9 protein-coding genes and 2 tRNA genes are annotated in these 13,832 nt (G+C 69.0%); 5 read left to right on the forward strand and 6 right to left on the reverse strand.

What is annotated here, in order from left to right; all coding sequences use genetic code 11:
* Positions 1–299: 299 nt before the first annotated feature.
* Both ACWDVW_RS18050 and ACWDVW_RS18055 read left to right on the forward strand, forming a co-directional pair.
* The gene (locus ACWDVW_RS18050; RefSeq protein WP_449950050.1) at positions 300–2,117 is read left to right on the forward strand and encodes an ATP-dependent nuclease; all 1,818 of its coding nucleotides are present in this window, start codon (positions 300–302) and stop codon (positions 2,115–2,117) included.
* 8 nt (positions 2,118–2,125) lie between these two features.
* Entirely contained in the window at positions 2,126–3,832 is a 1,707-nt protein-coding gene (locus tag ACWDVW_RS18055; protein WP_449950052.1) for a UvrD-helicase domain-containing protein, read from the forward strand.
* 229 nt (positions 3,833–4,061) lie between these two features.
* Here ACWDVW_RS18055 and ACWDVW_RS18060 read toward each other — a convergent pair whose 3' ends face one another.
* The 4 genes from ACWDVW_RS18060 to ACWDVW_RS18075 all read right to left on the reverse strand — a co-directional run bounded on the left by ACWDVW_RS18060 (position 4,062) and on the right by ACWDVW_RS18075 (position 7,013).
* Positions 4,062–4,955, reverse strand: a complete 894-nt coding sequence (locus ACWDVW_RS18060) for a PfkB family carbohydrate kinase (RefSeq protein WP_449950054.1) — start codon at positions 4,953–4,955, stop codon at positions 4,062–4,064.
* Entirely contained in the window at positions 4,952–6,418 is a 1,467-nt protein-coding gene (locus tag ACWDVW_RS18065) for a helix-turn-helix transcriptional regulator (protein ID WP_449950056.1), read from the reverse strand. The genes ACWDVW_RS18060 and ACWDVW_RS18065 overlap by 4 nt, the downstream gene beginning before the upstream one ends.
* A 396-nt stretch (positions 6,419–6,814) precedes the next feature.
* A tRNA-Arg gene (locus ACWDVW_RS18070) sits at positions 6,815–6,887 on the reverse strand.
* Between the two features lie 35 nt (positions 6,888–6,922).
* A tRNA-Ser gene (locus ACWDVW_RS18075) sits at positions 6,923–7,013 on the reverse strand.
* A gap of 873 nt (positions 7,014–7,886) precedes the next feature.
* Here ACWDVW_RS18075 and ACWDVW_RS18080 point away from each other — a divergent pair.
* Positions 7,887–8,912: a hypothetical protein gene (locus ACWDVW_RS18080; RefSeq protein ID WP_449950059.1), complete on the forward strand. Its 1,026-nt coding sequence runs from the start codon at positions 7,887–7,889 to the stop codon at positions 8,910–8,912.
* 104 nt (positions 8,913–9,016) lie between these two features.
* On the opposite strand, the gene ACWDVW_RS18085 is transcribed toward ACWDVW_RS18080, so the two are convergent.
* Positions 9,017–9,787, reverse strand: a complete 771-nt coding sequence (locus ACWDVW_RS18085) for a CPBP family intramembrane glutamic endopeptidase (RefSeq protein WP_350698087.1) — start codon at positions 9,785–9,787, stop codon at positions 9,017–9,019.
* Positions 9,788–9,942: 155 nt separating this feature from the next.
* Here ACWDVW_RS18085 and ACWDVW_RS18090 point away from each other — a divergent pair, with 155 nt between their 5' ends.
* Complete coding sequence (locus ACWDVW_RS18090) at positions 9,943–11,064, forward strand: globin domain-containing protein (RefSeq protein ID WP_449950061.1); 1,122 nt, start codon at positions 9,943–9,945, stop codon at positions 11,062–11,064.
* Positions 11,065–11,253: 189 nt separating this feature from the next.
* On the opposite strand, the gene ACWDVW_RS18095 is transcribed toward ACWDVW_RS18090, so the two are convergent.
* A complete protein-coding gene (locus ACWDVW_RS18095; RefSeq protein ID WP_449950063.1) occupies positions 11,254–12,768 on the reverse strand; it encodes a peptide deformylase in 1,515 nt (504 codons plus the stop codon).
* A 279-nt stretch (positions 12,769–13,047) separates the two neighbouring features.
* On the opposite strand from ACWDVW_RS18095, the gene ACWDVW_RS18100 reads away from it, so the two are divergent.
* On the forward strand, positions 13,048–13,830 hold the full coding sequence (locus ACWDVW_RS18100) for a hypothetical protein (protein WP_449950216.1): 783 nt from the start codon (positions 13,048–13,050) through the stop codon (positions 13,828–13,830).
* Positions 13,831–13,832 lie beyond the last annotated feature (2 nt).

Below are 13,832 nucleotides of genomic sequence, written 5' to 3' on the forward strand. Positions count from 1 at the left end.
AGTATTCGCGCGGACTAGCTACCCGTGACGGATCACCGCCTCCCTCGGTCGTGACCAGATTCGCCGCGAGCCGCTCCCTTCAAGCAAAAGGCGCCTCCCGGACAAATGCGCTTCGCCGGCTGGCCTTCGTCGCCGTCAGGGTGTCCGGAAGGTCGGTGAGATGGAAGCAGCGGTCGGCCACCTCGGACCTAAAGGGTGCGGCCGGGAGACGTAGGGACGTAGCGCGGCGTGACGACGCGCAGGATACTCGGGTGTCTGAATATCAGGACGATCTTGGAGGATGAGTGCAGGTCCGGCGGGTGACACTGCATCAGTTCCGGGGCGTGCTCAGTGGCACGGTGCTGCTCGACGGGAACGCGCTGCTCGTCGGTGGCAACAGCGTGGGTAAGTCCACGGTGTGCGAGGCTTTGGAGCTTGTTCTCGGGCCGGAGCGGATGTTTCGGCGGCCGGTCATCGATGAGTACGACTTCTATGCCGCTCGGTATCAGGAGGTAGACGGAGTTCTGCCCGAGGTGCGTATCGAGGTGGTGCTCACCGACCTGACGTCCGAGGCTGCGCGACGTTTCCGTAGCCACCTCCGTCGCTGGTCATCCCCGCGATCCGATTTCGCCGAACCATCACCGCAGGAGTCCGGCGAGGGAATCGAGCAGGACGAGTGGTGCCTGCCGCTAGTCTTCCTGGGTCGATTCAACCCTGCGGAGGACGACTTCGAGGGCGGGACGTTTTTCGCCCACCCTGAGCGGGTGGTCGACGATTTCACCGAGTTGTCCGTCGGACTGGGTGCCGGGTTGGCACCGTTCACTCGGGACGACAAGCGGTTGTGCGGCTTCCTCTACCTGCGGCCCAATCGCACGGGCAACCGGGCGCTGAGCTTTCAACGCGGCTCCCTGCTCGACACCATCGTGCGCTTGGAGGCGGAGTCCGCCGGACAGCTGTGGGAAAGGACGCTGCGGGACTTGGACGAGGTCGTGATCGCCGGGGAGGGCTCGGCGTTCATGAAGGTCCGGACCGAGGTCCGTTCCCGGGTGGAGCGGTTCCTCAGCTTGACGGACGATCCCGGCGCGATCGATGTACGGGTATCCGAGTTGACCCGAGAGCACCTGCGCGAGGTCCTGCGGCTCTTTCTGGCCACGCAGCCGGGCGCGCACGGCGTCCCGTTCAACCGGCTCAGCACCGGTTCGCTGAACCTGCTGGTGTTTGCCCTACTGACCTATATCGCCGAGTTGAAGGGCGACCACTCGGTGATTTTCGCGATGGAGGAGCCCGAGATCGCCCTGCCGCCACACGCACAGCGCCGGCTGGTTGACTTCGTGGTTAGTCGCATGGGACAGGTCATCATCACCTCCCACTCGCCGTACGTCATCGAGAAGTTCGCCCCTGACAGGGTCGTGGTCCTCGCCCGCGACAACGCGGGAACACTGAGCAGCACTAACGTCGTCCTGCCTGCCGGCTTCAAGCTCAAGCGCTACCGCGACAATCGGCGCCAGTTCGCCGAGGCGGTGTTGGCCAGAGCCGTGCTCGTGGTGGAAGGTGCGACGGAGGCTGCCGTCTTTCGGGCCGTCGCCGACGTTCTCGACCAGGATGAGACCGTCACGGACTACCTGCATCCCGACCTGGCTGGCATCTCGATCTTCGATGCTGGCAACGACGTCTCGGTACCGCTGTTCGCCCCGGTCTTCGCTGACATGGGCAAGCCGGTGTTCGGCATCCACGACACCCCGAGGGAGCCGTTAACGCCCGACCAAGCAGCCAAAACTGCCCGGTTCACCCGGTACCAAGAGATCCCGTATATGGGTATCGAGAAGCTACTCGTCACAGAAGTGCCGGTCGATGTCCAAAGACACTTCGCCGCTTCGGTGAGCACCCGCCCCGACTTTCCGTTCGGCACCCAACCGCTGTCGGAGACAGCTACCGACGACGAGGTTCGTGCACACGTCCGCAAGCTGCTGCAGGACCGGAAGGGGGATAACGGCGGCTACGCGGCACTGCTGATCGCCGAGTGCCCCAGCCGGGCTGAACTGCCGATTATGCTTGTGTCCTTCCTGCTCGCTATCGACGCGGATCTGCGTCCGCCTGCGTCCCCACCCGTCGATGCGACAGCGGAGCCGGACAACTGAGCAGCACGGTGGACCTCGACGACACACGGCGCGAGATCCTTGCCACAGAAGGGCACTTGCTCATTCTCGGCGGCCCCGGCTGCGGCAAGACCACGATCGCCCTTCTCAAGGCCGCCACCATGCTCGACAGCCTAGAGCCCGAGCAGCGAGTGCTCTTCTTGAGCTTTTCCCGGGCGGCGGTACGCCAGATCTCCGACCGCATGCGTGGACTGCTCCGCCCCACGGCCAGCAGCCGGCTGGAGGTACGCACCTTCCACTCCTTCTTCCTCGAACTCGTCCGCGCCCATGGACCCCTGCTGGCTGGCAAGCCGTCGTCGTTCATCGCACCCGACCGGGAACGACAGATCCGCGCCGACTTCCAGAGCGACTGGGCCCAGGAGACCCACCGGCTCGCCCGAGACGAGGGCCGTTATGTGTTCGACCGGCTCGCTGGCACCGCAGCGACCCTGCTGAGTGGCAATCCTGCGGTTCGCGAACTCTACAGCGACACCTACCCGCTGATCATCGTCGACGAGTTTCAGGACACGAACAACGATCAGTGGAAAGCGGTCCAGGCACTGAGCCAGGCGTCAACGATCGCATGCCTCGCCGACCCCGACCAGAGGATCTTCGACTTCGTCGAAGGCGTCGATGACAAACGTCTCGAGCAGGCCAACGAGTACCTGAACCCGACACCGTTCGATTTATCTAAGGACAATCACCGCAGTCCAGGTGGTGGGCTGCTGGACTACGCCAACGCCGTGCTGCGCAACGCCCCCAGCCCGCCACCTGCCAGCGTGGCCACTTGGGCGTATGCCTGGCCCGCCACCTACAAGACACAAGCTCACCGGGCGATCATCGCCATACACGGCCATCTGGAGAGGCACCTGGGCCACACGCCCACGATCGCAGTGCTCGCGTCAACCAACGCGCTCGTCGCCCGGATCTCGGAGACAATTTCGGAAAATCGTGAGGACCCGGAAAACGCGAAAAGGATCTTGCGAGCTGTCGACCATGAGCTGAACTGGGACCCGGAGCTATCCGCCGCCGCCGGATACGTCGTGGCCTCAGTCATGGAGTGGCCCGGCCTCTCCCGAGTACAAGCGATCAGCAGCACGATGGCCGCCATCGCGGACTTCTACAGGACCAAGCTGTCTGGAGGCACGGCGGGTGCCCGCGCCAAAATAACCACCATCGAAAGAGCTATCTCCTCGTTCCATAGGGGAACCACGGTGCTCTCGAAGACGGGCAAGGTTATTATCGCTGCCGTTGACGACGGCATTCAGCTCAACGGCGATCCGGTCAGCGACTGGCAGATCGCCCGCGCCCGGCTGGACGGCTCCAGCGAGCTGGAGGAAATCTTCAGCAGGGCGCGCCTGCTGCGGTTGTTTAAGGCCACCGATGCGCTTGCATGGGCACTCATGGATGCATGGAACGGGCGCGACGCCTACACCAATGCCGCTCAGACGGTCCGGCAGGTCCTGGCCGCCGAGGCGCTGGAAGCAGTGCAGGCCGAACCCGTTGCGGTGAGCCTTATGAACATGCACAAGTCCAAGGGCAAGGAGTTCGACGGGGTCATCATTGTGGAAGATCAGTACGCCGCCCCGCTGCTCGACCCGAACTGGGACCAATCGCGCAGTCAGGCAGCCCGCCGGGTCCTCAGGGTAGCGATCACACGCGCACGGCACGTCGTCATCTTCGTGCGACCGGCTGGTGCCACGCCCTTAACTGGGTAGAGATTTGGGCGCTACTTGAAGGTCGAGGCAACCGAAATAATCCGAAAAGTTGCGAGCTGGTTGCCAAAGCCAACGAGCGCCAGGGGATGGCCAGGAAGACGAACCATATGCCATGAGGTGATGCAGACGCACTACTTTCGGCAGATCCGGTTGCCAGGTGGTCGACGAGATCGTCGTCATTGTTGGCGGCTGCTCGGGATCGAGCGTTCGGCAGAGTGCGGAGCGGGTGCTATTGCCCTCTTGTGGTGCTCACATGCGTGGTGGCGGTGGCGACGCTCTGGGCGATGGCGTGGGGTAGTGGAATCCCGCGGGCGAGTTCGGCGGTGAGGGTGCCGAGGAAGGTGTCGCCCGCGCCGGTGGTGTTGATGGCGTCGATGTGTGGTGCGGGTACGAGTGAGGTGTGGTCGGGGCTGCTGTAGGCGGCTCCGCGAGCGCCGGCGGTCACCACGGCTGCTCGTGGCCCTAGTTTGCGCAGTTCTTGGGCGGCGACCGACGGGTCGGTGTAATGGCGGCCGAGGATGGCTGCCGCTTCGGTCTCGTTCGAGACGAACAGGTCGAGCCCGCCGAGCACGGTCGTCCCGAGTGCGGGATGTGGAACGAGGTTGCCGATGAGCGTGCTGGCGCGGTGGTGGTCGAGGACGGCGTGCACGGCGTCGGGCTGGAGGTCGAGTTGGGTGATGACGATCGGGGCCGGCAGTTGCTGTAGTGCGGTGCGTACGTGCGCGGCGGTGAGTTCGGTGGCGGGAGGGCGTGCGAGGACGATGTAGTTCTCCCCGTCGGGGGTTACCTCGATGATCGCGATGCCGGTCGGAGTCGACGGTAGAAGGTGGAAGTGGGACACGTCGACGGCCGCGTCGATGAGTGCCTGGTGCAGGAAGGCGCCCCATTGGTCGTCGCCGGCGGTGCTGATCAGGCTGGTGCGGGCACCCGCCCGGCGGGCGGCCACCGCCTGGTTGAGGCTCTTACCGCCCGGGGTGGTCGTCGCGGGCGACGAGGCGAACGTCGTGCGGCCGGGCACGGGCCGCCTGGGGATCCGCACGGTGATGTCGATGTTGGCGCGGCCGACGACGGCCACATCCGGCGGTTGCGGCGGATAAGCCTGTTCGGGCGGCTGATGGTTCATCTGGTTGCGGCGAGGTTGTCGATGAGGTGCCGGACTTCCGGCTGGCCGGCGAAGGGTTCGAGGCGGCGGGCCAGGACGGTGACGTTGCGGTGTACTCGGGCCGAGCCGGTCGTGGTCGCGACGGTCAACGCTTGTGCCGCGACCGTGGCGGCACGGACGGGCTCCGAGGCCGCCAGGTGGGCGTGTGCGGTGCGCGACAGGTACACGCCCCGCTCGCGTCGGTACCGGTCAGGCCACTCGTTGACGGCGGCGGTGAAACTGTCGACGGCCCTTCGGGGTTGGTTGAGGCGCAGCCACCCCTCACCTTCCTGCGCCGCCAGATACGGCCGGGTGCAGAAGGAACCGAGTGTGCTGTCATCCCCGGCCGTGCGAGCGGTCGCGACGAGTTCGTGGGCCTGCTCGATCGCGGCCTCGAATGCGCAGGCGTCATTGTCGATGGCGCTGCCATGCGCCTGCTGCACGGCGGCGAAGGCACGCACGAGAACAGGCGTATCCGGCAGGCGGGCCGCCACACGAGCAATCCCGACGACGCGGTCCTCGTCACCGGTGCCCACCAACCGTTGAGCCTTACGCGCCAGCACGTACGCCCAGAACTCCTGATCGTCGGCTTCCTGCGCCATGCTTCCCGCCCGGTCCAGCCAGCGGCCACCCGCCGCCCGGTCACCGAGATCGTCACTGAGCCAACCAGCGAACTCACTCCACCGGGCCTCCGTGCTGAGCAACTGGTCACGAAGTGACCCACGCGCCTGCCTCCGCAGCACGGCGATCGTGGTGATCTGCTGCTCGACCGTCGACAGAATCGTCAGGCCACCCAGCCGGTCATCCGCCCGCACCAGGAACGCGCGAAGCTCCGCGTAATGGTCCACTACAGCCGGATCAACAGCCCGTGAGTGAGATTCGCCGGTGATCGTCATGGCCGGCACAGTCGCGAGCCCAGCGGCGAGTTCCAGCAGAGCCCTGCGACTCACCCGCACTGACATCGCCTGCCCGTCGGACATGACCGAAAGCGTAGCGACGTCACCCTCGCCCACGTCGCCCGCGCCGACGATGGTTACCTCCGGCCGCGGTGCCATCAGACCGCCCGGACCGCTGACCGACGTCGGCTTCGGTGCCCCGGTCAACGAAGCACGGCCATCCCCCGCCGGCCACGAGCGATCCTCGGCTTCACCCCACCGTGCGCGCTGATCCGCCTCAGCCTTCTCCAGATCAAGCTGCCGCTTGAGGCGCCGATAGTCGTCATAGCCGGCCAGCAACTCTCCACCAGCCGCCAGATTCGCGTCACAACGCTGCCAGAAGATTCGGTCCGGACACTGCCGCCCACGCTCCACCGAAGCGATCGTGGTGCGGGAAACCGGCACCCGCCGCGCCAACGCCAACTGAGTCAACCCACGCGCGTGACGCCAGCCCGCAAGCCTCGCACCCAACGCCACCTTCGCATCGTGCACCCGCTGCGGATCGATCACAGCGACCGCCCCTCCACACCCGCACACAGATCACATCGACAAAGAGCGACGTCACCGTAACCGATTACGCCAAAGCAGGCCAGCGCCCACCGCGGGCCCACCACGTCGCGCCACAACACAAAAACGCGCCGGTTCACGTCGACGGCAAGGTGCGGAATCACGCTCTCACGGACCCGCTTCTCCACGCATTCGATCAACTTTCGTGGATTAATCGAGGATGAGTGCAAGTTCGGCATCGTCAAGCTCACGCGGACCCGACCGGACGCCCCCGGACAGTCCGACACGCAGGGGATGCTCGTCGCACGAGCAGCCACCGAGCAGCCAACCGTCCCTCATGGACAGAAACAGACAAGGCCCTGACCGCCGTTATAGCAGGTCAGGGCCTTGTCGATCTTGTGCGCCCGAAGGGACTCGAACCCCTAACCTTCTGATCCGTAGTCAGATGCTCTATCCGTTGAGCTACGGGCGCTGGTGCTCAGCCAGTCTACACACCCGGCTTTCGCGCGGAGACTCCGGGATTCGAACCCGGGAGGGGCTTTAAGACCCCAACCGCATTAGCAGTGCGGCGCCATAGACCAGACTAGGCGAAGTCTCCCTGGTGGCCCGCAGACCACCGCGCCCGAGGATACAGGCCCCGCCCGTCCGGGGGCAAAGCGACTACCGGATCCCGCCGACCCGCAGACCGGCGAGGGGATTCTTGAGCTGTGCGGCGCCGTGATCGCGACTACGCTCCATCGACATGCAGGAGGAGTCGCCACGCGATCATGACCGTCCGGAACCTGCTCGGGAAGCGCGTCGCCGCTCCCCGAAGGCGACGTTCACACCCCCTCCGGCGCCCGCGCCTCCGCGCGAGACTGAGCCGCAGGAGGACGAGGGCGGGCGTCGACCTCGTCGGACGAAGGCCGCGCCGGGTGTGATCTTCCAGCCGCCACCCGTCCCGGAGCAGCCGGTGCCCCGCCAGACTCGTCCTGCTTCGTCCAGGACACCGTTCACCCCCACGCCACCGTCTGCGACTGCGCCCCCACCCGGTGCCGGACCGGCATCGGATCCGGAGAGTCGGCCGGGCCGAAGCGGGGTTCCCAAAGCAGACGGGGCAGTTCCTGATACCCCTGCGCCCACGCGTCGCAAAGCCGCCGCGAAGAAGGCGCCTCGATCGAACCCCGGGCCGACCGGGCCGGAACCGGTCGCCACCGGCCCCGCCGCCAGTCGCCGGACGGCGGCAGCAGCCCCTACGCCGTCGATGAGCACCGAGCAGAACGATGCGATCGAGACACCCTCGCCGAGCGACGGGCAGCCGAATGCGACCGAGGCCCCGCCGGCCGGCGACGGGCGGAACGATGCGACTGCGGCGGCGCAGGCGGGTTCGGGCCGGAAGGTGGCCAGGAAGGCCGCGCCGAGGAAGGCAGCTACGGCGGAGACTCCCTCCTCCGGGTCAGCACCGGTGAAGAGGACGGCGAGGAAGGCAGCCGTGAAGGCCGCACCGGTACGGAAGGCTGCGACGAAGGCGACCGGGGTCGCGGCAGCCGGAGCCGGACCGGACAGTGCGGCGCCACAGACGGAGCAGGTCGCGTCGGACCGGACCGACGACGCCCTCCACGCGGTGCAGGCCGTCGAACCGATCTCGGCCGAGCCGACCACGACGCTGACCGCCGCAGCGCAGACCGACGCCGACCTTGGCGATCCGACCGAGTTCGATCCAACGCGACCGGAATCCGCTGAGACGGCCCGACCTGGGCCGGCCCCAGGCAAGCCGACCCCGACCTTACCCACACCGGCCGAGACCCCACCTGCACTGACCGAGCCGACGCCGCTGACCGGCGCCACCTCGGCCGACGGGAGCGAGGCGGGGCTCGCTGGGCGTACGCCTGATCTGCGGATGCTCGTGGTGCGGGTGCTGGACCACCCGGGCTATGCCCCGGAGCTGCTCGCCCTGACGGCGGTCGAGGCGCTCGGGCCGGGGGCGGCGGCGTGGGCGCGGCGGCTGCGGCAGCGGTACCCGGAGGCGGACGGCGACGGTCTGGCCCGGCTCGCCGGCCGGCGGTTCGTCCGGCAGGCGGGGGTCGGCGGGGCGACTGCATCGTTGGCGGGTGCCTTCGCGCCGGTGGTGGAGTTGGCGGCGGTGCTCTGGACGCAGGCGAACCTGGTGCTGCACCTGGCGGCGGCGTACGGCCGCGATCCGGCGGATCCGGAGCGGGCGGTGGAGTTGCTGGTGTTGGCGCAGGTGCATCCGGACGAGGCGAGTGCGCGCTCGGCGCTGGCGGCGGCTCGGGCGGCGGACGGGCCGGGCGAGCAGCCGGGGCCGAGGGCCGCCGAGGCGGCCTGGCGGCTGGCGGCGCCGCTGGCCGCGCAGGCGGGCGGCTGGCTGGCGTTGCGGTGGGCGTCCCGGGTGCTGCCGGGTGCGGCGCTGGTGACGGCGGCGGTCGGTGACTCGGCGGCGGCGCAGCGGCTGGCCTCCCGCGCGGTCGCCGCCTACCGCCCGCCCCGGCGTCGCTGACCACGGCCCGCCGGACCCGACCCCACGGCAGCCCGCGCCCCCCGGCGGGGGCCAGCCCGACCATCCGGGAGCGCGACCGCCACTCAGACCAGGCGCCTGCGCGGTCAGAGCCAGTCGAACCATTCTCGGGGCAGCAGGCTGTAGCCGACGAAGGCGAAGATGTCGAGCAGGGCGTGCGCCACGATCAAGGGCATCACCCGGCGGGTACGCAGATAGAAGAGGCTGAACACGACGCCCATGATCGCGTTGCCGATGAACGCGCCGAAGCCCTGGTAGAGGTGGTAGGAGGCGCGGAGCAGGGCGCTGGTGGCGATGATCGCGCCGACGCGCCACTGGAGCTGCCGTAGCCGGGTCATCAGGTAGCCGACCACGATCACCTCCTCCAGGATCGAGTTCTGGAAGGCGGCGAGGATCAGCACCGGCACGGTCCACCAGAGGTCGGGCAGCGCCGCCGGCACCACGGTGGCGTTGATGCCGAGTTGGGCCGCCGCCCAGAACAGCACCAGGCCGGGGAGCCCGATCAGAGCCGCCAGCCCGGCTCCCTGGGCGAGGTCGGCCCAGGGCCGTCGGGCGTCCAGGCCGAGGGTGCGTACCGGGTCGCCGGGGTCACGGGTGAGCAGGTGTACGGCGAGCAGCACCGGCAGCAGCGCGAAGACGATGCCGAGCAGCTGGTACGTGAGGTCGAGGTACGGCCGGGCCGACGCGGAGGTGTTCAGCGCGGCGGTCTGCCGGGAGAGTCCGCCCTCGGCGGTCAGTTTCGCGATGATCGAGACGGTGGCGTAGACGGCCGACTGGCCGAGCGAGAGGCCGAGCACGAGCATCGTCTCGGTGCCGAGTGTCCGACGGGACGTCGGGCGGGTGAGCTCTGCGGTCACCGCACCACTGTGCCCGACCGTCTGCGCTGGTGGCATCCGGGTGCCACTGAGCGCGCCTCACGTCGGATCGCACATTCTGTGCGACCTTCATGCACGCTCCGTGGACATTCTATCGGTGTTCCCGATCCCGCCGGCAGAAGAAGGAGCGCTCCCAGGTGGACAACTTCGCGCGGCTGCTGAAGGAGAGCTGGGCCCTGGTCGAGGAGGATCGGGCCCGGTTGACCGACCACTTCTACGCGCGGGTCTTCCTCCTCGACCCGGAGCTGCGCAAGTTGTTCCCGGTGCAGATGTCCGGGCAGGGTGACCGGCTCCTCGAAGCGATCATCACGGCGATCCACACCGTCGACGACCCGGAGGGGTTCGACGAGTTCCTGCGGGCGCTGGGTCGGGACCACCGCAAGTACCACGTCGACACGGCGCATTACGACACGATGGGTGTCGCGTTGTTGGACGCGTTGCGCAGCACCGCCGGGGACGGTTGGAACCTGGAGTACGACCAGGCGTGGCGGGACGCGTACGCGGCGATCGCCGAGAAGATGCTGGCCGGGGCGGCGGCGGACGACAACCCGCCGTTCTGGCACGCGGAGGTGTTGACCCACCGGCGGTACGGCTCGGACACCGCCGTCTTCACCTGCCGGGCGCTGCAACATCCGCTGTCCTGGAAGGCCGGCCAGTACGTCAGTGTGGAGGCGCCCCGGCACCATCCCCGGGTGTGGCGGACGTACTCGGTGGCGAACGCCCCGAACGACGAGAACGTGCTGGAGTTCCACGTGCGTACGCCGTCGGAGGCCGCCGGCTGGGTCTCGGGTGCGCTGGTCCGCCGGATCAAGCCGGGTGACCTGTTGCGGGTGGCCGCGCCGATGGGGTCGATGACGTTGGACCGCGCGTCGGAGCGGGACATCCTCTGTGTCGCCGGTGGGGTCGGGCTGGCGCCGATCAAAGCGCTGGTGGAGGAGTTGGCCGGCTACAACCGGGCGCGCTGGGTGCACGTCTTCTACGGCGCCCGTACCGAGGCGGACCTGTACGGTCTCGACCGGTTGCGGGAACTGGTGGCGGCCCATCCGTGGCTGTCGGTCACCCCGGCGTGCAGCGACGACCCGGACTTCGACGGCGAGCAGGGTGACATCTCCGACGTGGTGGCCCGGTACGGGCCGTGGACCGCGCACGACTGCTACGTCTCCGGCTCCGTCTCGATGGTCCGGTCGACTTTGCGGGTACTCGCCGCCGACGACGTCCCGCCGCAACAGACCCGGTACGACACCTTCGGCAACCTGTAGAGCTTTTCTCCCCCCGAGCCGGGGCGCGTGCCCCTGCCCCCTGGGGCACGCGCCCCGGTCCCCCCTGATCGGGCGGACCGGCACCGCCCACGCCACCCGCGCCCGTCCGGCCGTCGTTCCCACCCGGGCGGGCGCGGTGGCACCACCCGTGCGGGCGCGCTCCGGAGCGGACGCGGTGGCGGCACGCGGTCAGTAGCGCCAGGGGGTCCCGGACTCGCGGTACTCCTCGACCGGCACCAGCGGCACTCCGGGCGCCATCCGGTCCACGTACAGCCGACCCTCCAGATGGTCGATCTCGTGCGCCACCAGGCGGGCCATGCCGAACTCGAACGAGGTGATCACCCGTCCGCCGTCGAACTGCGCGTGCTCCACGTCGATCCGTAGCGCCCGGGGCACCAGCCCACGGTGGTCGAAGAAGGAGAGGCAGCCCTCGTACTGCTCGTCGGTGTCCGGTGCGGCCTCGACCACCCGGGGGTTGAGCAGCACGACGGGCTCGGCCGTGCGATCGGGCGGGCGGACCACGGCCACCGCCCGGCCGATGTCGAGCTGCGGCGCGGCGACGCCCACTCCCTTGGTGAACGGGTGGACCTCGTCCAGCCGGGCCACCGCGGTGACCAGCCGGTCGACGATCTCGCGGGCGGACTGTTCCTCGCGGGGCAGGTCGAACGGTCGGGCCGGTTGCCGCAGCAGGTCGACGCCGCGCTGCACGATGCCGAGTCCGCGCATCCGGTCGGACGGCCGGACCCGGCCGCCCTCCGGTTCGGTCTCGGGCTCGGCGCGGAAGCGCCACTGCATCCGGTAGCGGGCGTTCAGCGGCGGCTCGTCGGTCGCCCAGTCGAAGATCGCCCGGGCGCCCTCGTCCCGCCGGGTCACCGCCGTGCGCAGCGGCCCCTCCTCCGCCGAGAGCGAGGTCTCCGCGCCCCAGACCTGCGGGTCCAGCGCCACCGGCAGATCCAGGCGTACGGCGAGGTGCCGGGTCGGTACGCGGACCGCCCGCTGGAACCAGGGGCCCCACTTGTCCCGCCCGACGGTGTACGCGTACTCGATGGTGGCGCGGCGACCCGGGTAGAGCGGGAAGCGGCGGTCGGCGTTCTCGAAGAGCAGCCAGATCTCCTTGAAGGCGTCCCGGTCGTGCTTGGCCCGCCAGTGCATGGCCTCGCGCTCGCCGGACTCCTCGCGGAATGCGCTCAGTTGCAGTTCGGCGAAGGTGAGCGGGTGTTCCCGGTGGTGCCGGTTGGAGCGGCCCGGGTCGTTCGGGTAGCGGTCGACGGCGATCCGGACGAGGTAGCGGGTGACCGGTTCGGTGCCGGCGTTGTACAGCTCCCGACGGATGACGCAGTGGTAGGAGTCGTCGGTGTGCGTGAGGATGGCCGTCTCGCGTTCGACGATGAGTCCGGTGCCTGGCGGCATCCACTGGCCGGGGAGGACGGGTTCCCGGTGGTGCCGCTCGGCGCGGGCGTGACGCAGGTCGTCGTACTCCCGGAACCGCTGCCAGATCGCGCCGCTGGCCTCCAGGACGGCCTCCGCGCGCCGGGCGAAGTCCTCGGTGGGTCGGTGCCGCCGCCCTTCCACGTGGCTGACGTAGGACGGGTCGAAGCCCATCAGGGTGGCGAGTTGTTTCTTGGACAGCCCCCGCTCCGTCCGGTGCCGTGCGAGTTCGGCGGCGAACGAGTCGGCAGCCCGATCGAGCGGTGAGGTCGTCATCAGCTTCCTCGTGGCCGGGTGCATCAAGTTTCACGTTGCGTCGCCGATCACGCACACAACTGGCACCTTCTCGACAGGACCCTTGACCCGTGAGCGTTTTCTACCGATACTGCCCCGAGTCTCCGGTACGACACTCAGCGTGACCGCCGACCGCCGAGTGATCCGAGCCTCTCGCTTTCCCCCTCTTTCCGGGTTCCCCGCGCAGCCGAAGTGTGGTTAGGCTAGCCTTAGTTTGGCCATCGGGGTCTCGGACGGGGGGTGGAACAGGTGACAGCCGTGCTGCCCGTCCACGCCGCCTCGGCCGCTCCGCTGGCTCCGGTCACCGCGACCCTGCGGGCCATGTTCGGCACCGACGCGCTGCCCGGCCTGGCCGCCGGGCTGGTCGTGCCGGACGAGGCGGGTTGGGCCCCGGCGACGACGCTGACCAGTGGCGTCCAGGTGCCGGAGCTGCTCGACTCGGCGGTCCGCCTCTGGGGCGGTACGCCGCACGCCTCCGCCGCGGTCGCCTGGAAGGCGTACAGCTACTGGGCGGCGCTGCCGGTGGTGCTCGGCTGGGCCGTCGCCCGACGGGTGCCGCTGCTCGACGCCGACGCCGCCCTCGTGCACTTCGCCGACCCGCGCACCCTGATCACGCTGGGTCTGCGCCGGTCCACCCCGATCGCGGTCCTGCCCAACGACCCGCTGGCCCTGTCCGGGCTGCCCCAGGTCCGGGTGCTCGCCGACGAGCAGGCCCTGCTGACCGCGCTGCGCGGCACGCTGCTGGACGCGCACCTGTCGCCGGTGATCACCGCTATCCAGGGCGAGGTCCGGATCGGCACGCGTACGCTGCTCGGCTCGGTGGCCTCCGGCATCGCGCACGGGGTGCTCCGGGCCGCCGACAGCCTGCCCGGCTCGGCGGTCGAGGCGGTGGACACCCTGCTCGGCGCGCTCGACCTGGCCGACCTGGTGGAGCTGGTGCCGGGCCGCAACGGCGAGCCGACCGTGCAGCGCCGCACCTGCTGCCTGGCCTTCACCCTGCCCACGCCGAAGGTCTGCCAGGGCTGCTGCATCCGCAGCTCCTGAGC

It is taken from the genome of Micromonospora sp. NPDC003241 (genome assembly GCF_053589795.1).